Source organism: Bradyrhizobium sp. KZN70725, from assembly GCF_055264925.1.
Map to the genome: position 1 here is coordinate 21,687 of NZ_JBUYWT010000019.1, position 16,598 is coordinate 38,284.

The 16,598-nt window shown below is 64.4% G+C and carries 23 protein-coding genes; 10 read left to right on the forward strand and 13 right to left on the reverse strand.

What is annotated here, in order from left to right; genetic code table 11:
- Positions 1 to 10: 10 nt before the first annotated feature.
- The 3 genes from ACZBJS_RS19570 to ACZBJS_RS19580 form a co-directional block, all read right to left on the reverse strand.
- Positions 11 to 1,012, reverse strand: a complete 1,002-nt coding sequence (locus ACZBJS_RS19570; protein ID WP_057019910.1) for a polysaccharide deacetylase family protein — start codon at positions 1,010 to 1,012, stop codon at positions 11 to 13.
- Between the two features lie 171 nt (positions 1,013 to 1,183).
- Positions 1,184 to 1,753 (reverse strand): glutathione peroxidase, encoded by a 570-nt coding sequence (locus ACZBJS_RS19575; protein WP_168856989.1) that lies wholly within the window; start codon positions 1,751 to 1,753, stop codon positions 1,184 to 1,186.
- Between the two features lie 102 nt (positions 1,754 to 1,855).
- Complete coding sequence (locus tag ACZBJS_RS19580; RefSeq protein ID WP_316395831.1) at positions 1,856 to 3,586, reverse strand: L,D-transpeptidase family protein; 1,731 nt, start codon at positions 3,584 to 3,586, stop codon at positions 1,856 to 1,858.
- A gap of 223 nt (positions 3,587 to 3,809) precedes the next feature.
- On the opposite strand from ACZBJS_RS19580, the gene ACZBJS_RS19585 reads away from it, so the two are divergent.
- Complete coding sequence (locus tag ACZBJS_RS19585; protein WP_410469721.1) at positions 3,810 to 4,367, forward strand: CreA family protein; 558 nt, start codon at positions 3,810 to 3,812, stop codon at positions 4,365 to 4,367.
- A gap of 43 nt (positions 4,368 to 4,410) precedes the next feature.
- Here the strand turns inward: ACZBJS_RS19585 and ACZBJS_RS19590 are convergent, their stop codons facing one another.
- Entirely contained in the window at positions 4,411 to 4,635 is a 225-nt protein-coding gene (locus tag ACZBJS_RS19590) for a hypothetical protein (RefSeq protein ID WP_076832039.1), read from the reverse strand.
- A gap of 212 nt (positions 4,636 to 4,847) precedes the next feature.
- Between ACZBJS_RS19590 and ACZBJS_RS19595 the strand changes: the two genes are divergently transcribed.
- Positions 4,848 to 5,225, forward strand: coding sequence for a hypothetical protein (locus ACZBJS_RS19595; RefSeq protein WP_143271143.1), 378 nt, complete (start codon positions 4,848 to 4,850; stop codon positions 5,223 to 5,225).
- Positions 5,226 to 5,264: 39 nt separating this feature from the next.
- Positions 5,265 to 5,672 (forward strand): hypothetical protein, encoded by a 408-nt coding sequence (locus tag ACZBJS_RS19600; RefSeq protein ID WP_057019915.1) that lies wholly within the window; start codon positions 5,265 to 5,267, stop codon positions 5,670 to 5,672.
- Positions 5,673 to 5,723: 51 nt separating this feature from the next.
- On the opposite strand, the gene ACZBJS_RS19605 is transcribed toward ACZBJS_RS19600, so the two are convergent.
- The 3 genes from ACZBJS_RS19605 to pdxR are packed head-to-tail and all read right to left on the reverse strand — an operon-like array spanning position 5,724 to position 7,691.
- Positions 5,724 to 5,969: a DUF6719 family protein gene (locus ACZBJS_RS19605; protein WP_210262764.1), complete on the reverse strand. Its 246-nt coding sequence runs from the start codon at positions 5,967 to 5,969 to the stop codon at positions 5,724 to 5,726.
- Between the two features lie 11 nt (positions 5,970 to 5,980).
- The gene (locus tag ACZBJS_RS19610) at positions 5,981 to 6,130 is read right to left on the reverse strand and encodes a hypothetical protein (protein WP_167350431.1); all 150 of its coding nucleotides are present in this window, start codon (positions 6,128 to 6,130) and stop codon (positions 5,981 to 5,983) included.
- Positions 6,131 to 6,176: 46 nt separating this feature from the next.
- A complete protein-coding gene (pdxR, locus tag ACZBJS_RS19615) occupies positions 6,177 to 7,691 on the reverse strand; it encodes a MocR-like pyridoxine biosynthesis transcription factor PdxR (RefSeq protein WP_316395830.1) in 1,515 nt (504 codons plus the stop codon).
- Between the two features lie 105 nt (positions 7,692 to 7,796).
- Between pdxR and ACZBJS_RS19620 the strand changes: the two genes are divergently transcribed.
- Positions 7,797 to 8,489, forward strand: coding sequence for a pyridoxamine 5'-phosphate oxidase family protein (locus ACZBJS_RS19620; protein ID WP_371852173.1), 693 nt, complete (start codon positions 7,797 to 7,799; stop codon positions 8,487 to 8,489).
- A gap of 54 nt (positions 8,490 to 8,543) precedes the next feature.
- Entirely contained in the window at positions 8,544 to 9,821 is a 1,278-nt protein-coding gene (locus ACZBJS_RS19625) for an ArgE/DapE family deacylase (RefSeq protein WP_463439034.1), read from the forward strand.
- Between the two features lie 193 nt (positions 9,822 to 10,014).
- Here the strand turns inward: ACZBJS_RS19625 and ACZBJS_RS19630 are convergent, their stop codons facing one another.
- Positions 10,015 to 10,800: a cobalamin-binding protein gene (locus ACZBJS_RS19630; RefSeq protein ID WP_316395829.1), complete on the reverse strand. Its 786-nt coding sequence runs from the start codon at positions 10,798 to 10,800 to the stop codon at positions 10,015 to 10,017.
- A 149-nt stretch (positions 10,801 to 10,949) separates the two neighbouring features.
- On the opposite strand from ACZBJS_RS19630, the gene ACZBJS_RS19635 reads away from it, so the two are divergent.
- Together ACZBJS_RS19635 and ACZBJS_RS19640 are read left to right on the forward strand one after the other, a co-directional pair.
- Complete coding sequence (locus tag ACZBJS_RS19635) at positions 10,950 to 11,348, forward strand: PaaI family thioesterase (RefSeq protein WP_057019919.1); 399 nt, start codon at positions 10,950 to 10,952, stop codon at positions 11,346 to 11,348.
- Positions 11,349 to 11,488: 140 nt separating this feature from the next.
- Entirely contained in the window at positions 11,489 to 12,112 is a 624-nt protein-coding gene (locus tag ACZBJS_RS19640; RefSeq protein ID WP_141340474.1) for a GNAT family N-acetyltransferase, read from the forward strand.
- Between the two features lie 136 nt (positions 12,113 to 12,248).
- On the opposite strand, the gene ACZBJS_RS19645 is transcribed toward ACZBJS_RS19640, so the two are convergent.
- The 3 genes from ACZBJS_RS19645 to ACZBJS_RS19655 form a co-directional block, all read right to left on the reverse strand.
- Positions 12,249 to 12,557 carry a hypothetical protein gene (locus ACZBJS_RS19645; protein ID WP_016843036.1) on the reverse strand — a complete coding sequence of 103 codons (309 nt, stop codon included), beginning with the start codon at positions 12,555 to 12,557 and terminating at the stop codon, positions 12,249 to 12,251.
- Between the two features lie 89 nt (positions 12,558 to 12,646).
- Positions 12,647 to 12,946, reverse strand: coding sequence for a putative quinol monooxygenase (locus tag ACZBJS_RS19650; RefSeq protein WP_076832055.1), 300 nt, complete (start codon positions 12,944 to 12,946; stop codon positions 12,647 to 12,649).
- 107 nt (positions 12,947 to 13,053) lie between these two features.
- Complete coding sequence (locus ACZBJS_RS19655) at positions 13,054 to 13,737, reverse strand: DUF2161 domain-containing phosphodiesterase (RefSeq protein ID WP_057020059.1); 684 nt, start codon at positions 13,735 to 13,737, stop codon at positions 13,054 to 13,056.
- A gap of 133 nt (positions 13,738 to 13,870) precedes the next feature.
- Here ACZBJS_RS19655 and ACZBJS_RS19660 point away from each other — a divergent pair, with 133 nt between their 5' ends.
- Complete coding sequence (locus ACZBJS_RS19660; RefSeq protein ID WP_316395827.1) at positions 13,871 to 14,215, forward strand: hypothetical protein; 345 nt, start codon at positions 13,871 to 13,873, stop codon at positions 14,213 to 14,215.
- 278 nt (positions 14,216 to 14,493) lie between these two features.
- On the opposite strand, the gene ACZBJS_RS19665 is transcribed toward ACZBJS_RS19660, so the two are convergent.
- Together ACZBJS_RS19665 and fabG are read right to left on the reverse strand one after the other, a co-directional pair.
- On the reverse strand, positions 14,494 to 14,703 hold the full coding sequence (locus tag ACZBJS_RS19665; RefSeq protein WP_371852171.1) for a hypothetical protein: 210 nt from the start codon (positions 14,701 to 14,703) through the stop codon (positions 14,494 to 14,496).
- Between the two features lie 49 nt (positions 14,704 to 14,752).
- Positions 14,753 to 15,433, reverse strand: coding sequence for a 3-oxoacyl-ACP reductase FabG (fabG, locus tag ACZBJS_RS19670; RefSeq protein WP_316395826.1), 681 nt, complete (start codon positions 15,431 to 15,433; stop codon positions 14,753 to 14,755).
- 125 nt (positions 15,434 to 15,558) lie between these two features.
- On the opposite strand from fabG, the gene ACZBJS_RS19675 reads away from it, so the two are divergent.
- Positions 15,559 to 16,248 carry an SGNH/GDSL hydrolase family protein gene (locus ACZBJS_RS19675; RefSeq protein ID WP_463439035.1) on the forward strand — a complete coding sequence of 230 codons (690 nt, stop codon included), beginning with the start codon at positions 15,559 to 15,561 and terminating at the stop codon, positions 16,246 to 16,248.
- Between the two features lie 134 nt (positions 16,249 to 16,382).
- Positions 16,383 to 16,589: a hypothetical protein gene (locus ACZBJS_RS19680; RefSeq protein WP_035634033.1), complete on the forward strand. Its 207-nt coding sequence runs from the start codon at positions 16,383 to 16,385 to the stop codon at positions 16,587 to 16,589.
- The last annotated feature ends 9 nt before the right edge of the window (positions 16,590 to 16,598 follow it).

The following is a 16,598-nucleotide window of genomic DNA, read 5'->3' on the forward strand; positions in this document are numbered from 1 at the left end:
GTCGCCGGCGTTATTGCTGATCGACGGTGGTGACGACGCTGTTCACCGGGCGCGAGCTTACGGTCGGCAGCTTGACGTCCTTGGCGAGCTCATGCTCGTATTGCGGCAGCACCGTCACCGGGAACTTGGCGCGCATCGCGACCACCTTGTAGCCGCCGGCCTTGAGCTGCGTCAGCAGCGTGGGCAGCGCTTCCGCGGTGTGCTTCTGGAAGTCGTGCATCAGGATGATGCCCTTGCCGAGCTTGTTCAGCTTCTTCATCACGGTGTCGATCACCTGCTGCGGCTTGCTCGCCTTGAAGTCGAAGGAGTCGAGGTCGCAGGAGAAGATCGCGATGTTGCGGTTGCCGAGATAGGTCACCATCTCCGGCGGATGCTGCAGCGCCGGGAAGCGGAAGAACGGCGAGGGTGAGGTCTCGAGCGCCCACTTGACCGCAGCGTAGCCGCGCTCGATCTCGTCCTTCTTCTGATCCTCGGTCAGCTTCTTGTTGTTCAGATTGGCGTGCGACCAGGTGTGGGCGCCGACCGTGTGGCCGGCGGCATAGACCTGCCGCAGGATTTCGGGGTGATAGGTCGCGTGCTTGCCGATCGGGAAGAAGATGCCCGTGGTGCATTCATCCGCGAGCGCTTTCAGCACTGCCGGCGTGTTGCCCGGCCACGGGCCGTCGTCGAAGGTCAGCACCACCTCATGGTCGCGCAGGAAGTCGAGCTGCTTGAAATGCTCGAAGCCGAAGCCCGGACCGCCGGTGGTATCGATCTCGACCGTGCGGCCGACGCCGAGCGCGTTCGGATTGTTGCAGGCGGCGCGCGCCGGTTGTGGCGGTTGCTTCGGCGGAACCGGGGCTGCGGTTGCGGTGGCCGCTGCCGGGGCTGCGGCGGCGGGCGCGGGAGCCGCGGCCGCTGGTGCTGTCGGTGCCGCAGTAGCGCCCTTGGGGGGCGACGTCTGCGACCAAGCTGCGCTCGACGCGAGCAACGATACGGTCCCCGCAAAAATCAGACCTGTCGCAATGCGCATGGCGTGTTCCCTGCTGCTCGCGCGCCCGGCGCCGGCATTGCCGCGACCGGGTCGCTTCGCCCCCAACCGATCGTACCCTAGTCGCAGTGGCGACGCCAAGGCAATGAACGTGGCGAGCGCGTGTCCAAAATCCTCGTCGGATCAGTTAATTCCGGGGATTATCGTCATATCTCAGGCGGCCGCCAATGCCCGTGCGATCCCGGTCTTGATGCGCGTGTCGTCGGGCGCAACCGACTCAGCGAAAACGTCGGCGATGTAGCCGTCGCGGCCGATCAGGTATTTGTGAAAATTCCAGCGCGGCACGTCCTTTGGCCGAGCCTCCGCCGCCCAGCGGTAGAACGGATGCGCGCTCGCGCCGCGGACGATTGCTTTCGCCGCGATCGGGAAGGTGACGCCATATTGATGCTGCGCAGTCTCGGCGATCTCGGTCGGGCCGCCGGGCTCCTGGCCGCCGAAATCATTGGAGGGGACGCCAATGATGACGAAGCCGCGATCGCGGAATTCGGTCCAGAGTTGCTGCAGGCCGGCATATTGCGGCGTGAAGCCGCAAAGCGAGGCCGTGTTCACGATCATCAGCGGACGGCCGGCATAGTCGGCAAGTCTGATATCGCCGCCGCCGAGTGCCGGAAATGAGAAGGCGTAGGCGGTGATCCGGCTCATCGCAGGCTGCTCGGCATGCAGCGGGCGGGATGCCGCGGCTGCGGCGATCGCTGTCACGATCAGGGTCCTGCGGTCCATCATGGTCTCATCCCCGGAACAGATGTTCGTCGGGATCATAATCCGGAGGGGACGCGCAGGCTTTCAAGAAGGCGTTATTGCCGGAAGCGGGTCGCCCGGATCGCCTCAACGCAGCGGCAGGATGAAGTCAGTGCCTTCGCCGGTCTCGCCCTGGTTCACACCGAGGTCGGAGACGATGATCGATCCGCCGGTGCCGAGCGCTTCGCTGATCCGCGCCATCACGTCGGCCGGAATGGAGATGCGGTCGAGCGCCTCGGCCGGACTGTTGGTCACCGGCTGCGGCTTGGCCTCGGCCACCGCTGCGGCCGCGACCTTGCGGCGATGCAAGGTACGCTCTTCGACGTCGATGCGGGCGACGTTGCGGGTCGGCAGCGTCACCACCGACCAGCGCAGCAGGTTCGTATCGGTCTTGTCGGCTTGTGCGGTGAACACATGGGTGCCGAGCGGCCGGTCGCTTGCCGCGATCGTCACCGGCACCTCGAATAGCGGTGCAAAATTCTGCCGCACGTAGAGCTTGGAATCCTTGCGGCTGATGAACACCGCAATCTGGCCGGCGCGCTTCGGCACGTCGATTCTGGCGGTGCCCGGCAGCCGCGCCGGATCCTTCTTGGCGTCGGGCCCATCAGCTGCGGTCGCTGCCTCGGCGGGCTTGTCAGCGGCCTTCGAGGCATCGGCCTTCGGTGCGTCGGTCTTCGGTGCATCGATCTTGGGCGCCTCGGCAACACCAGGCTTGGCGGCGTCCACCTTCGGCTCGTCGGCCTTGGCTTCCGCCTTCGCCGGATCGCTTGCGGAGACCTCGCTCTTTGGCGTGTCGGTGCTGGCGGTGGTTTCGCCGACCGTGTTGTCATCTGTGGTCGGGTTGCCGTCGTGGCCGGCGGAATTGGTCTCGGCCGGCTTGTCGGCGGCGGCCGTCTCGGGCTTCACTGTCTCGGACTTGTCCGCTGCGATCTTCTCCGCGATGGCGTCGCGCGCCGTGGAAGAGGATGCATCGGACATTGTCACTGACGCACTCGCTGCCGGCATCGCGCTGCTGGCGTCGGCGGTGTGGGTGTTGTCGCGCAGGGACGCGGCGGCATGGCCGACGCTGCTGCGCAAATCGAGACTGGACTGCTTGTCGGCGCCCTTGTCGCTCTTCACGCCGAGCGGCGCATCCATCTTCAGAATGTCGTCGGCGACCGGCTGCTGCGGCGCCACCTTTTGCGTGACCAGCAGCGGGTGCGAGAAACTTTCCGGCGAGATCGTGCCCGGCGTGACGAAGACGCGGGCGCCCATCCGCGTCCAATTGTACATCTTGACCGCGAACGACATCGGCATGCGGATGCAGCCGTGGGACGCCGGATAGCCGGGCAGCACGCCGGCATGCATGGCGATGCCCGACCAGGTGATGCGCTGCATATACGGCATCGGCGCGCCGCTGTAGATGTTGGACTGATGGTACTTCTGCTTCTGGATGACGCTGAAGACACCCATGGGGGTCGAATGCCCCTTCATGCCAGTCGACACCGGGCTCTCGGCATAGAGGCCGTTGGCGTCGTAGAGGCTGACCCGCTGCTGGTCGATCGAGACCGAGATGATCAGGGGACCTTGCGGCTTGCTGCCGGCCTCCTTCTCGATCGCCGGATTCTTCTTGGCTGTGTTGCGCTTCGGCTTTTGCGGGTGCGGCTGCGGCATCGGCTCGTAGTCGCCGTAGAAGGCGGAGTCGCGGTTCCAGTAATAGAGCGCTGCATCGGCCTGCGTGGAGGCGGCGACGGTGCCGGCGGTCGTCAGAATTGCCAGCTGCCAGAACCGCTCATTCGCGAAGTCAAAAACCGAAATCCGCCGTCCACCTGCGCGCATATTCCGAATCCCAGTCCAAACTACATGTTGGTTGTCGCAGACGCACAAAGCGTTCACCAGCGCAAGCGATCTAACCCTTCCGTGAGGGCGGTATTTTCGACGAAAGAGTAACAAAAAAGCCTCACAAGAGGTTAAAGCGCCGCGTTCGATCACCGAACTGTCAGCGCCTTCCTGTGCGGCGTTTGCGCACTACATAGGCGGGACCCACCCCGCGGAGACCTCAATGACATCGAGAACTGTGAGCTTGTGTGACCTGCGACGGTTGTCTCGATGGGGATGCACGGTGCTGCTGATGTTGCTGGCTTTGGGGCAGGCGGGTCCTGCGGTCGCGGCCGACGAGCCGGACCTGATCTTTCGCCGCTCCACCGTGTTCAAATGGGTGAGCCCCAACGACAAGCTCGCGACCTATGGCGTCGACGATCCCGAGGTCGAGGGCGTCGCCTGTCACTTCACGGTGCCGGAGAGGGGCGGCTTCAAGGGCTGGCTTGGCCTTGCCGAGGAAGTCTCCGATATCTCGCTGGCTTGCCGGCAGATCGGGCCGATCCGCTTCAAGACCAAGCTCGGGCAGGGCGATGACATGTTCAGCAAGCGCCGGTCGCTGTTCTTCAAGAAGATGCAGATCGTGCGCGGCTGCGACGCCAAGCGCAACGTGCTGGTCTACATGGTCTATTCGGACCGCCTGATCGAGGGCTCGCCAAAGAACTCGACGTCGTCGGTGCCGATCATGCCGTGGGGCGCGGCCGATGCTGCCGTGCAGAAGTGCGGCGAGTTCATTCAATAGCTGGAGCAGGGGCTTGGCCCAGGCGGCTGAGGCGGTGGGCGAGCTAGCGCTCGGTTTGCCCGAACTGCTTCGCGCTGATGCCAAGGCCCGGTTTGACCTTCGAGTCGCGGCAGCCGACGAGGCGGACCAGCTTCTGCGGCGCGCACTCATTGTCGCCCATCACGTAGGCGCCTTGCTGCGGCATCGCGGCCGTCATCTGCTGCTGGCCGGATTTGCTCGCCGCGGATTCATTGCCAACACCAATGTTGCCATTGCCCACGACTGACATCCTTCGTTGGATCGGGAGGGATCACGACAACGTGCCACCGCGAAGATGGTTGCACGGCACGCAGACATGAGTCGACGAAACCGCCGCCCGGTTCACCGCCGCCATTGCTGTGCTGCTTCTCCTCTCAGCAGAGGAAAGTTAACAAAGCGCGGTAGCTCGTTCAGTTTGCACGCATAATTGGCCGTCGCTCCGGCAGTGGCCGAGGTCCGGCATTGTCGCGCGAAGTTTTCAACAGCTTTTCAGTCACGCTTCTGCCGCTGAAATCATTGGTGTTTTCCGCCGAATGTTTCGTGGACCGCTGGTCGACGAAACAATTCGAGTTCCGACGAAACCATTTTCGGCTTGTTCCGCAGAACTCCGGAAACGGCAGATCGTTATCAGACCGTCACACAACGGCGCCGGATGCCGAGCGGAATAACGGAGACTGTCAGATGCGAACCATGAGCCTGATCCTCGCCCTCGCCTTTGTGATGGCCGGTTCGTCAATGGCAGGCTCGCCGGACAGCGGTTTGCCCGGGATCGGCACCTTCTCCTATAACGGCTCGCCGGTGGTCACCCCAGCCCCGATGGTGCTGGCGCAGGCCAACTGAGCGCGACGCAAAAAATAGAACTGCCGGTAAAGGCTCCCCATGCTGCTCCGTATCTGTTCCGCCGCGATGTTGGCATCGCTCGTCCTGATGGGGCCCTTGGCGGGCGCCGCGCAGGCCCAATCCCAACTCCCCCTCGAATCGATGCAGATCCGCTCGCTGTACCGCGTGCCTGAACCGCGCGACGAGTTCGTGCGGCAATGCGCGCCGCATATGCTCGGCCGCTGGGCGCATCCCGAGGCGGTGTGCGGCTGCCTGCACGACCACGCCGCCGCGACCGTGGACGATCCCGACCTGCGCCAGGCGCTGCTGCGCGGTATCAGCGAGACCGGCGTGCCGACCATCGAGACCGATTGGGTGCCGCCGTCCAAGCAGGGCGAGATCGGGCCGACCTTCACCAAGATCGCCAAGCCGACCCTGCAATGCATGTTTGAGCCGGTCTCGAACTGAGCCGCGCCTCAAAGCAATGAGGACCGCAGCGCCTCGCGTCAGCGGGGCGTTTTACTTTTTGGCGAGGCGCGGCACGCAGCTGCTGGTCCGCACCACGCCGTTCTGGCTCAGCCTGGAGCCGACGACCTGCTTGATCTGCCCGGCCGGGCACGAGCCGTCATCGACAAGGACGCGCTGGCCGACCCGCAGATCGACGATGTCGCCCTCGCGCATGTAGGACTGCTCTGCTGCGGCGGATTGAGTCATCGCGCCAAGAGCTGCGACGCTGACCAGCGCGACGAATCCCAAGCGCAGCATCGCAGCCTCCTTCACTTGTTCTGGATCTTGAGCCCGTCGGGGCCGACATTGATCTGAAGGCCTTCGGGCTGCTTGTTCGCCTGATAAAGATTGTAGCCGAGCATGCCTGCGATCACGACCAGCGCGGCGATCACGAGATACAGGACGTTGCGATTTGGCATCCGGTATCTCCGTAAGCGGACACTGACTGAACGCGGGCGACCTTAGTCAGGTGACTGCGATTCTCCTAGAGCGCTGCGGCTTGGCGGAAGGCTTGACCGACGCCTTGCGCGTCGCGCGCAGCGCGGCGAGCGTAGTCTTCGCCAGTCGTTCCGCCGACGCGACGAGTTGCGGAACCGGATGGCCGGAAAATCCCAGCACGAAGCCGGGCAGAGCCGGCGCGCGATGATAGGTCTCGGCGAGCAGCCAGCCGCCGACGCCGGCATTAGCCTTTGCCTGCGCGGCAATCAGCGGATCGGTCGCGGGATCGAGCCGCGCCACGAGGTGCAGGCCCTGCGAGGGCACGGGAACCGTGAGCTCGCCTTCGGATGCGCTCACAAGCGTCGACGCCAGGATGTCGCGCGCCTCGCGATAGAGTTTGCGCGATTTGCGTAAGTTGGCCGCAAAGGCGCCGGAGTTCAGCATGTCGGCGACCGCGCCTTCCATCAACGTGGCGGGAAAGCGGTCGAGCGCGGCGCGCGCCGCCGTCACCGGGCCGATCAAGGCTTCGGGCAGGGCGCAATAGCCGATCCGCAATCCGGGAAACAGCGTCTTCGCGAACGTGCCCATGTAGATCACGCGGCGCAGATGATCGATGCCGGCCAGCGACAACAGCGGCGCGCCGTCGTAGCGGAACTCGCTGTCGTAGTCGTCCTCGAACACGAAGGCGCCGGCATCCCGTGCCCAGTCGAGCAGCTCGAGCCGGCGCGGCATCGACATCTGCACGCCGAGCGGAAACTGGTGCGAGGGCGTGACATAGGCAGCGCGCGCTTGCGGCGCGGACGCGCGCCCCTTGTCGATGCGCATGCCCGACATGTCGACCGGCACCGACACCGGACGATAGCCGCAATGCTCGATCGCGCGCCGCGCCGCCGGATAGCCGGGGTCTTCGCACCAGACCTGGTCGCCGGGCTTGAGGATCGCCCCGAGCACGATGCGCAGGGCATGCAGCGTGCCGGACGCCAGCATGATTTGGTCGGGGTCGCAGCGCAGCCCGCGCGCCGACAGCAGATGGTCCGATATCGCCGCGCGCAACTCGCTGCTGCCGCGGGGATCGCCGTAATGCAGATGCTCGGACCCGAAGGCGCGCAGCCTGCGGCCGGCGAAGGCGCGGAAGCGCTGCAATGCGCGCTCGTCTATATGGGTGCAGCCGAGCGACAGCGCATTGTGCTGCGGCGGCTCGATCGCGATCCTTGCGCGGCGCGGCGCGGCGGCCTGCGCCGGAATGCGCGCCGCGACGAAGGTTCCGGCGCCCGTTGTTGCCACCGCAAAGCCGTCGGCGATCAGCCGCTCATAGGCCGTGGTGACCGCGTTGCGGCGGAAGCCGGTCTGCTTGGCGAGCGCGCGCGACGGCGGCAGCGGCTCGCCCGGCTTGACGAGGCCGCCGACGATCGCGTGGCACAGCGCCTGATAGAGCCGCTGCTGCGAGGCCGCGCCGGGGGTGACGTGCGGGCCGGCGAGATCGAGCGGCAGCTCGGCCTTGCGCGCCGCGGGCTCCCGGGAATTGGTCGGAATTTTTCGCATGGAATTGGCACTATCGCAGACCAAATGAGCCGCTACAACTCTGGACAGATTCCAGATTTCGAAAGGCTCACCGTGACCGAAGGCGCATCCGCTCCGTCCTATCCCATGTCGTCCCGCAGCCGCGTGAAGCGCCGCCACGACCGCGGCTTCTACGACCACGCCACCGTGCACAAGATCCTCGACGCCTCGATGCTGTGCCACGTCTCCTACGTGATCGACGGCCAGCCCTATTGCACGCCGACCTTCTTCTGGCGCGAGGGCACCAGGCTCTACTGGCACGGCTCGAGCGCGAGCCGGATGCTGGAGAACCAGTCCGAAGGGCAACGCGTGTGCCTGACGGTCGCCCATCTCGACAGCCTGGTGCTGGCGCGCTGCGGCTTCAACCACTCGGCCGACTATCGCGCGGTGATGGCGTTCGGGTCGGCCTATCTCGTCACCGACCCCGCAGAGAAGGAACGCGCGATCGTCGCGATGGTCGACCGCTTCTTTCCCGAGCGCACCGCGAGCCTGCGTGCCAGCAACAAGCAGGAGATCAAGGCGACCTCGTTCATCGCGATGGAGATCGAGGAGGCCTCGGCAAAAATTCGCGCCAAGGGCGTCGCCGACGATGACGAGGATTACGAGTTGCCGATCTATGCCGAGCGCATTCCGGTGCGCACCGTGCTCGGCGCGCCGGAGCCGTGTCCGCGGCTGCTCGACGGCGTGACGCGGCCGAAGACGCTCGATGGTTATTCGGAGGGCCGGCTGCTCGAAGATGCATTGCGGGACGCCTATTTTGCGCAATACCCCGCGGAGTGAAATCGGGCTACGCTGCGGCTCCCGCCTGATCTGTTTTCCCGATGGAGCCAAAGCATGACTGCCGAGACGCAACAACGAATCCTTGCCGCTGTTGATGAGGGATTCGATGCGCAGCTTGCGACGACGCAGGCCTTCGTCGCGATCCCCTCGACCCGCGGCGCCGAGGGGCCGTGCCAGGACATGATCGGCGATCTCCTGCGCGAGCGCGGCTACGAGGTCGACGACTGGCACATCAATCTCGACGAGCTCAAGGATTTGCGCGGCTTCGGCCCGATCGAGCATGATTTCTCGAAGGCACGCACGGTGGTCGGCACCTACCGCCCGGCCAGCAATGCCGGCAAATCGCTGATCCTGCAGGGCCACTGCGACGTCGTGCCGACCGGTCCGCTCGAGATGTGGGAGACGCCGCCGTTCTCGCCCGTCATCAAGGACGGCAGGATGTATGGCCGCGGCGCCTGCGACATGAAGTCCGGCACCATCGCCGCGCTCTATGCGCTGGATGCGATCAGGAAGGCCGGCCTGAAGCCGACGGCGCGGATTCACTTCCAGTCCGTGATCGAGGAGGAGAGCACCGGCGTCGGCGCGCTCTCGACCTTGCAGCGCGGCTATCGCGCCGATGCCTGCTTCATCCCGGAGCCGACCAACGGCAAGATGATCCGCTCGCAGGTCGGCGTGATCTGGTTCCGCCTGAAGGTGCGCGGTTTCCCGGTGCATGTGTTCGAGGCCGGCGCGGGCTCGAACGCGATCATGGCGACGTATCATCTGGTGCATGCGCTGGAGAAGCTCGAGATCGCCTGGAACGAGCGCGCCAAGGCCGACCGCCATTTCAAGGGCGTCAATCACCCGATCAACTTCAATCCGGGCATCATCAAGGGAGGCGACTGGGCCTCCAGCGTGCCGGCCTGGTGCGACGTCGACTGCCGCATCGCGGTCTTGCCGGGCTGGTCGATCGCCGAGTGCCAGAAGGAGATTCTGGCCTGCGTGTCGGCGGCGGCGCGCGATCATCGCTTCCTCTCCAACAATCCGCCGCAGGTCGAATGGTCGGGCTTCCTGTCGGAAGGCTACGAGTTGGTGAACTCCGAGGCACCGGAAGCTGCCTTCGCCAAGGCGCACTCGGTCGTCTATGGCGGCGCTGTGGAAGACCGCGCCTTCACCGCGTTGACCGACACGCGCTTCTACGGTTTGAACCACAACATCCCGAGCCTCTGCTTCGGCGCCACCGGCGCGGCGATGCACGGCTTCAACGAATATGTCGAACTGGAGTCGCTGCGGAAAGCGACCAAGGCGATGGCGCTGTTCATCGCGGAATGGTGCGGCGTAGAGAAGGCGTAGCTTCGTTCTCCCTATGCCATTGCAATCATAGTCTTGTGCGTGATTGCGCAACAAATTCGCTGTCGTCCCGGCGCAGGCCGGGACCCATAACCACAAATCTTGCTTGTTGTGCAGCGCTGCGAGGACGAGTCCCGATCACAACATTAGCCGCGGAGTATGGGTCCCGGCCTGCGCCGGGACGACGCTGGAGGTTTCAGCGCTCCGCCCACAACGCCTTCACGATCGCATCGAGCCCGTCAGTCAACGCCGCGGGGCCGGGCTGCAGGATGATGGGCGACTTGATCTCGACGATGCGGTCGTTGCGCACCGCCGGGATTTCGCTCCAGCCCTCACGCTTGCGGATGCGGTCGGGCACGACCTTCTTGCCGCACCAGGACGCCAGGATCACGTCGGGCATCGCCGCGCGCACCGCGTCAGGCGTGACGATGCGATCCCTGGCCGCCTTGTGAACGCACAAATGCGGCAGCGCGTCCTCGCCGCCGGCGATCTCGGTCAGTTCGGACACCCAGCCGATGCCGCTGATCAGCGGATCGTCCCATTCCTCGAAATAGACCTTTGGCCGCGGTGCCGGACGCGGCGTTGCCGCGATCGTCGCCAGCCGTTGTTCGAGGTTTTGCGCGAGCCGATCGGCGCGGTCGGCGGCACCGACCATTGCGCCCAGACTGCGGATCATCGCGAGGATGCCGGCGACGTCGCGCTGGTTGAAGACGTGGACGGCGACGCCGGCGCGCACGAGATCGGCGACGATGTCGGCCTGCAGATCGGAGAAGGCGAGCACCAGATCGGGGTCGAGCGCCAGGATCTTTGGCATGTCGGCGGAGATGAACGCCGACACGCGCGGCTTCTCGCGGCGGACCTGCGGTGGCCGCACCGCGTAGCCGGAGACGCCCACGATGCGGTCCTGCTCGCCGAGCAGATAGAGCGTCTCGACCGTCTCTTCGGTCAGGCAGACGATCCGACGGGGAGGGAAGTCGCGCATGGCAGGCGGTATGCAGGCTCCGAGGCACATTGTCACTGATGTCATGACGTCATTCGCGCCATTACCTCAGACGTCATTGCCGGGCCCGCTCTGGCAATCCATCATGCCCGATCTCAACCTCGAAGAAGGCCACAAAGCAGGGAGTGCCCATGACGCCGCTCGAAAAGATCCAGTCGATGAAGATGCCGTTTGCGGAACTGAAGGGCGTTACGTTCATCGAGGCCGATCAGGACCGGGTGGTCGCGAAAATGGTGGTGCGGCCGGACCTCTGCACCCTCCGCAACACGATCCATGGCGGCGCGGTGATGGCCCTTGCGGACTCGGTCGGCGCCGCCGCGACCGTGATCAACCTGCCTGGGGACGCCAAGGGCACCACGACGCTGGAGAGCAAGACCAACTTCATCGGCGGCGCCAAGGAGGGGACGACCGTGATTGCGACCGCAACACCGGTTCACCGCGGGCGGCGGACCCAGGTGTGGCAGACCAGGCTGGAGACCGAAGACGGCAAGCTGGTCGCGGTGGTGACCCAGACACAGCTGGTACTATGATGGGGCGATAATGTGATTTACCAATCACCACATGCCTTAATTGAATGAATCTTGGCGCTTGAATTTTATGGTGCGTCGCACAATATAGGGGTTGCTAGGGACTCGACGCCTCCTCGAGGGCTACCAAGAGGAGTTATGAAATGAACTATGATTCCATTCGTTCGACGGCCGCCAAGGGCACCGTGCGGACGTTGAGCCAGCAGGAAGAGCTTCCGCTGCTGCGCGATCACCTGCTGCGGCTGGATCGCACCAGCCGTCATGATCGTTTTCATGGCTTCATCGACGACAGTTTCATCCGCCGCTACGCCGAGCGCTGCGCCAATGACGGCACGGTCATCATCGCCTATTTCGAGGACGGCGTGGTCCGCGGCGCGGCCGAGTTGCATCCGCCGGAGCAGTCACCGGATGCCCAGCCCGAGATCGCTTTCAGCGTCGAGCGGTCGGCGCGGCGGAAGGGCGTCGGCAGCACCCTGTTCCGCAAGCTGATCGCCGAGGCGCACGCCAAGGGCTACGGCAGCCTGCGCATCACCACTGGCGCACAGAACGATGCGATGCGGGCGCTCGCCACCAAGTTCGGTGCCCAGCTGACCTTCCGTCATGGCGAGTCGACCGGCAGCATCGACCTGAGCGAGCAGCAGCAGCCCGAAGCGGCGCCGGCTGTCGCCGCGGTGACGCCGGTCGAGGCTGCGCACGCGATCGTCGAAATGAACCGCGCGTATTGGCGCATGGTGATGCAGATCTCCGGCTGGGGCCGGGCGGCCTGAATCGGCAGCGTTTCCAAGCGAAGTGGATACCAGTTCGCGTGAAGGAAACGCGTCCAACAAGAATCCCAGATCAAACGAAAAAGGGCAATCCACTCAATGGATTGCGCTTTTTCTTTCAGCAATTGGATGGTGCGTCTCAGGTGCCGGTGCGCTTGTCGGTCGCAAAGCGGCGGACCACGCGGCGCTCGACTACCACGGAGCGCTGCGCGCCCTGTTCGCCGGCGATGACACGGGTTGCCGTGCCGGTGCGGGCACTGACGCGCGCGGTCTTCTTCACCTCGGCGAGCACGTCGTCATAGGGCAGCCCCATGAGGGCCGACGCGATCTCGGCCTGGGCCTCCACGTCATCGGTGATGCCGATGGCAGCGAAGATTGCTTCTTCCAGCGTCGGCGGATCATGCCGCACGCGCCGGGTGCCATACTTGGTGTTCCAGTCTCCGCTCATCGCCGCCTCATCATTGAATCGCGAGAGATACGTAAGGTCCCCAATGTTGCATTGCAATATGAATGTGAGATGGCAATCCAGCCATGCAGCTAGAGTCTCTCAATCTTGTGAGCGTCATAAAGTTCGATGGTGGTCGCCGCGGCCGCGAGAGATTGCAGCGAGCGGACGAAATCGCGTGACGCAGGGACCGCGAAATGCGCCGCCAGCGCGGCGCGGTCGGCCCATTGCTCGAAGAACACCAGTCTGAGCGAATTCTCGCAGTCGACGTGGACCGCGTGGGAGATACAGCCGGGCTCGGTGCGCGAGCGATGAACATGTTCAAGGCTCAGCCGCCGCACCTCGTCGAACGAGTCGGGGCGGGCGGTGACGCTGCCGGTGACGACGATCATGATTTCCCCCTCCAATGCGCGATGAAGCCAAGTCATCATCGCACTTTAGGTTCTTGTTTGAGCATGATCTTTTCGGAAAACCGCTTCGCACTTTTCCGGATCATGCTCTACGGGATGGCTTCTGCCCCGGATGCACTCATCTGTTGCTGCGGCCAGCGCTTCAGCGCGGCGCGACCGGCATCGGTCAGCACATAGATGCCGCGCTCGGCGCGATCGAACCAGCCATAGACATTATGCAGCAGGATCTTGCCGGCGTCGGGAATATCCGCGCGGAGGTCGCGCACCCGCCGCGGCCCATCCGAAAGCGCACAGGCGCAGGCCAGCGCCTGCTGCCGGTAGGCGGTCATGATCGGCGCCCGCGTCGATCCGCCCATTGCGGGATCGCCCTTGCGCTTCTGGTGCTCGGTGATCAGCCGTGAACGTTTCTTCGGATTGCGGCGGGGCGCCGCGGTCGGCGGCGGCACCAGCACCTCGACGTCGCCGCGGTCGGTGACACCGAGCATGCCGAAGCCGAGCCGCCGGCACAGATTACGATAGCGCGCGTCGCTCTCGCGGCCCTTGCCGCGGGCCGACACCTTGGCCGCGATCCACACCTCGTCAGCGGCGCCGGCGCGATCGACCGCCTGCAGGATCAGTTCGAGATTGAAGGCGAGCTTGAGTTCACCGACCACGACGACCGGTGGATCATCGCCGCTCAGCGCCACGAGGTCGCAGCCGCCGATCTCGCCCTTCACCGTGAAGCCGAGCTTTTCCAGGAAGCGTTTGACGGGCAGATAAAGCGCGGTTTCCAACAGGCAGGCTCCTGCGGCATCGGCCGCGACTCGGTGCGCCAGCATAGCGCGGAATTGCGCCCGCCGATGCGATTGGAATTTGCCCAAGACACGGCCGTGCGGCTATTGTCGGAACCGGGACCAGGCGCAGCTCATGATCCGGAACGGGCTCTATCATATCACCGTCGAATTTCTCGACGGCGTCTATGGCGGCAACCAGGGCGTCATGGTGCTGCGCGACGGACAGATGCGCGGCGGCGACTCGTTTTTCTTTGCCTACGGCAGCTACACCGCAGCCGATGGCAAGTGGAAGGGCGAGGTCACCAACGAGGAGCATTCGCCGACCTATGGCGAGCGCCCGGTGTGGGAACGCAAGGTGGTCACGATCGGATTTACCGGCACCTACACCGACCAGACAGCCGAAGGTGACGGCATGGCGCTCGCCGGCAAGCAGAGCATCCGCTTCCGGTCGAAGCTGCGGCTGCTGGTTGCGGACTGAACTGCCGATGCTAGTCGCGCTCGCGGCCTCAGCTGATCAGGCGATCATATTCTGCGTGCGAGCCGATCCAGAACCAGAGGTATCCTCGTTTGTTTCGACGGCAAGCGCGCGATAGCGCAAGCCAGCCCGAACGGACCAAAATCGCCCGATCTTCTTGAATTGTAGAGATGGATGACGTGAATTGCGCTTCAACAGCGCAAAGTTCGCGTCGGCGAGCTCACGGATTGCAACGGGTAGTTATTCGTAGGCAGTCCAAAATTTGGGGGAGGCCGAGTGCTTCACAAGTCGCGCGACTGTCCGGCGCGATAAGCTGCCAAAGCCTCGTCCGCCAAGGCGTCGAGTTTCCCGGCCTTTGCGTCCCGTTCGATCGCTGCATCGAAACGCTCGGCATCGAACGTTTCAAACCAGGCGCGAAAGCGGGCCAGCTCACGAGGAGGCAGCCGTTCGACGGCCTTTTCGATGTCTTCTGCAGTAGTCATCACGAGCATATGGCATCGGCCAGATCGACCCGAAAGGCATCCGGGAGAGGGAGCGCATCTAAACCCGCCCGTTCACCGGCAGCAGCGCGCCGGTGACGGCGCTCGCGGCATCGCTGGCGAGGAACAGGATCACCTGGGCGAGCTCCTTCGGCGTCACCCATTTGGAGATGTCGGCCTTCGGCATCGCGGCGCGATTGGCTGCGGTGTCGATGATCGAGGGCAGCACCGCGTTGACCGTGACCTTGCCCTTCAGTTCCGCGGCGAGCGACTCGGTAAGGCGGTGCACGCCGGCCTTCGAGGCGGCATAGGGACCCATGCCGGAGGCCGCCTGCAAGGCGCCGAGTGCGCCGATATTGATGATCCGTCCGGCGCCCGATTTGGTGAGATGCGGGATAGCGGCGCGCGAGGTGTTGAGCGCCGTCATCACGTTCATCGCATACATGCGCTGCCAGGTCGCCGGGTCGCCGTCGCCGACCGCCTCGAAGGTAAAGCCGCCGGCGATGTTGATCAGCCCGTCGAGCCGGCCGAAATGCGCGGCCGCCTTGTCGATCGCGGCGGTCGCCTGCGCCGTGTCGGTGAGGTCGACACCGCCCAGCTCCATATGGTCGGCCGTCGCCGCAAGCGTTGACGCGGCATGATCGATGCCGGCGACGCGCGCGCCGCGCGCCAGCGCCTCTGTGGCGACCACTTTGCCAAGCGCGCCAAGGGCGCCCGTGATGACGATGGCTTTTCCGTGCATGGCGGTCTCCGCATTCGCGAGCAAACGAATGCCCACTATGATCAGGCGGAATTCATTTGCAATGCCGCCAATTTCGCCGCCTACTGCGCGCATTCATCAATTCATTCACCTCAAGGATGTTTGCTATGCCGACACCCAGACCGTGCGAAACCCATCCCGATCTCGTCAGGTTCGGACATAAGCTGCCGCACTTCGCGGATGCGCTCCGGGATCAGCGCAAGATCAAGCTGGTGGCGCTCGGATCGTCCTCGACCGCGGGCGCTGACAACATCCTGCCGTTCCCGCCGCGGCTCGAGATGCTGCTGCGGCAACGCTTCTTCGGCCGGATGATCGACGTGATCAATCGCGGGATCGGCGGGCAGGAGGCGCCGGAGGAATATTCGCGCATCGAGTCCGACGTGACGGCTGAGGCGCCGGTGCTGGTGATCTGGCAGGTCGGCACCAACGCCGTCTACAAGAGCTACAATCCGGCCGAGGTGCGTGCGGCGCTGGAGGCCGGGCTCGACGTGCTCGCTGCGCTTCCGCTTGACGTGGTCGTGATGGATTCCCAGTACACGCAGGCGATCGTCGGTACGGAAGCTGCGCTCAATCTCGCCAACGTGATCATGCCGATGATCGCCGAAGTGACTGCAAGCAAGAAGGTGAATCTGTTCAGCCGCTTCGCGCTGATGAAGCGCTGGACCGATGACGGGATTCCACTCGCCGAGCTCGACGATGGCGGGCTGCTTCATACCAGCGAATGGGCGACCAATTGCGTAACCCAGTCGCTGTTCGGCGCGATCGACGACGCCTTGAAACCGGAGGCGATCACGTAAGCCCAACGACGTCGGCCCGACTACGTAAGACTACGGGGTAGGGCCTGTTGGATAAAATTTGCAGCAGTTCTGTAAGTCGTTTGCAGAACCCTTTCCTTAGAAGCGGAACTCCAGCCAAGGTAGGGGTTATGCGAATGGGAAATCTTCCGGATCACGGTTTACCGCTGGTTCAGCTTAAGGAGCAGCGGCGCGATCTCGTGGTGGCGCTGCAAAACCGCAAGGGACCAGTGGGCAGCTGGGAATTGATGCAGATCGCCGCGATCCAGCAGGCGATCTCGGCGTTCGAGGATGTGATTGCCGACCTCGATGCGGAACTCGAGCTCGAGGCCGCAGCGGCCTGAGCTTTTTTG

Bases quoted from the DNA above. Each gene is read 5' to 3' on its own strand.
- ACZBJS_RS19570 (WP_057019910.1), bottom strand. From the start codon at position 1,012: ATGCGCATTGCGACAGGTCTGATTTTTGCGGGGACCGTATCGTTGCTC.
- ACZBJS_RS19575 (WP_168856989.1), bottom strand. From the start codon at position 1,753: ATGATGGACCGCAGGACCCTGATCGTGACAGCGATCGCCGCAGCCGCG.
- ACZBJS_RS19580 (WP_316395831.1), bottom strand. From the start codon at position 3,586: ATGCGCGCAGGTGGACGGCGGATTTCGGTTTTTGACTTCGCGAATGAG.
- ACZBJS_RS19585 (WP_410469721.1), top strand. From the start codon at position 3,810: ATGACATCGAGAACTGTGAGCTTGTGTGACCTGCGACGGTTGTCTCGA.
- ACZBJS_RS19590 (WP_076832039.1), bottom strand. From the start codon at position 4,635: ATGTCAGTCGTGGGCAATGGCAACATTGGTGTTGGCAATGAATCCGCG.
- ACZBJS_RS19600 (WP_057019915.1), top strand. From the start codon at position 5,265: ATGCTGCTCCGTATCTGTTCCGCCGCGATGTTGGCATCGCTCGTCCTG.
- ACZBJS_RS19605 (WP_210262764.1), bottom strand. From the start codon at position 5,969: ATGCTGCGCTTGGGATTCGTCGCGCTGGTCAGCGTCGCAGCTCTTGGC.
- ACZBJS_RS19610 (WP_167350431.1), bottom strand. From the start codon at position 6,130: ATGCCAAATCGCAACGTCCTGTATCTCGTGATCGCCGCGCTGGTCGTG.
- pdxR (WP_316395830.1), bottom strand. From the start codon at position 7,691: ATGCGAAAAATTCCGACCAATTCCCGGGAGCCCGCGGCGCGCAAGGCC.
- ACZBJS_RS19620 (WP_371852173.1), top strand. From the start codon at position 7,797: ATGTCGTCCCGCAGCCGCGTGAAGCGCCGCCACGACCGCGGCTTCTAC.
- ACZBJS_RS19625 (WP_463439034.1), top strand. From the start codon at position 8,544: ATGACTGCCGAGACGCAACAACGAATCCTTGCCGCTGTTGATGAGGGA.
- ACZBJS_RS19630 (WP_316395829.1), bottom strand. From the start codon at position 10,800: ATGCGCGACTTCCCTCCCCGTCGGATCGTCTGCCTGACCGAAGAGACG.
- ACZBJS_RS19635 (WP_057019919.1), top strand. From the start codon at position 10,950: ATGACGCCGCTCGAAAAGATCCAGTCGATGAAGATGCCGTTTGCGGAA.
- ACZBJS_RS19640 (WP_141340474.1), top strand. From the start codon at position 11,489: ATGAACTATGATTCCATTCGTTCGACGGCCGCCAAGGGCACCGTGCGG.
- ACZBJS_RS19645 (WP_016843036.1), bottom strand. From the start codon at position 12,557: ATGAGCGGAGACTGGAACACCAAGTATGGCACCCGGCGCGTGCGGCAT.
- ACZBJS_RS19650 (WP_076832055.1), bottom strand. From the start codon at position 12,946: ATGATCGTCGTCACCGGCAGCGTCACCGCCCGCCCCGACTCGTTCGAC.
- ACZBJS_RS19660 (WP_316395827.1), top strand. From the start codon at position 13,871: ATGATCCGGAACGGGCTCTATCATATCACCGTCGAATTTCTCGACGGC.
- ACZBJS_RS19665 (WP_371852171.1), bottom strand. From the start codon at position 14,703: ATGCTCGTGATGACTACTGCAGAAGACATCGAAAAGGCCGTCGAACGG.
- fabG (WP_316395826.1), bottom strand. From the start codon at position 15,433: ATGCACGGAAAAGCCATCGTCATCACGGGCGCCCTTGGCGCGCTTGGC.
- ACZBJS_RS19675 (WP_463439035.1), top strand. From the start codon at position 15,559: ATGCCGACACCCAGACCGTGCGAAACCCATCCCGATCTCGTCAGGTTC.
- ACZBJS_RS19680 (WP_035634033.1), top strand. From the start codon at position 16,383: ATGGGAAATCTTCCGGATCACGGTTTACCGCTGGTTCAGCTTAAGGAG.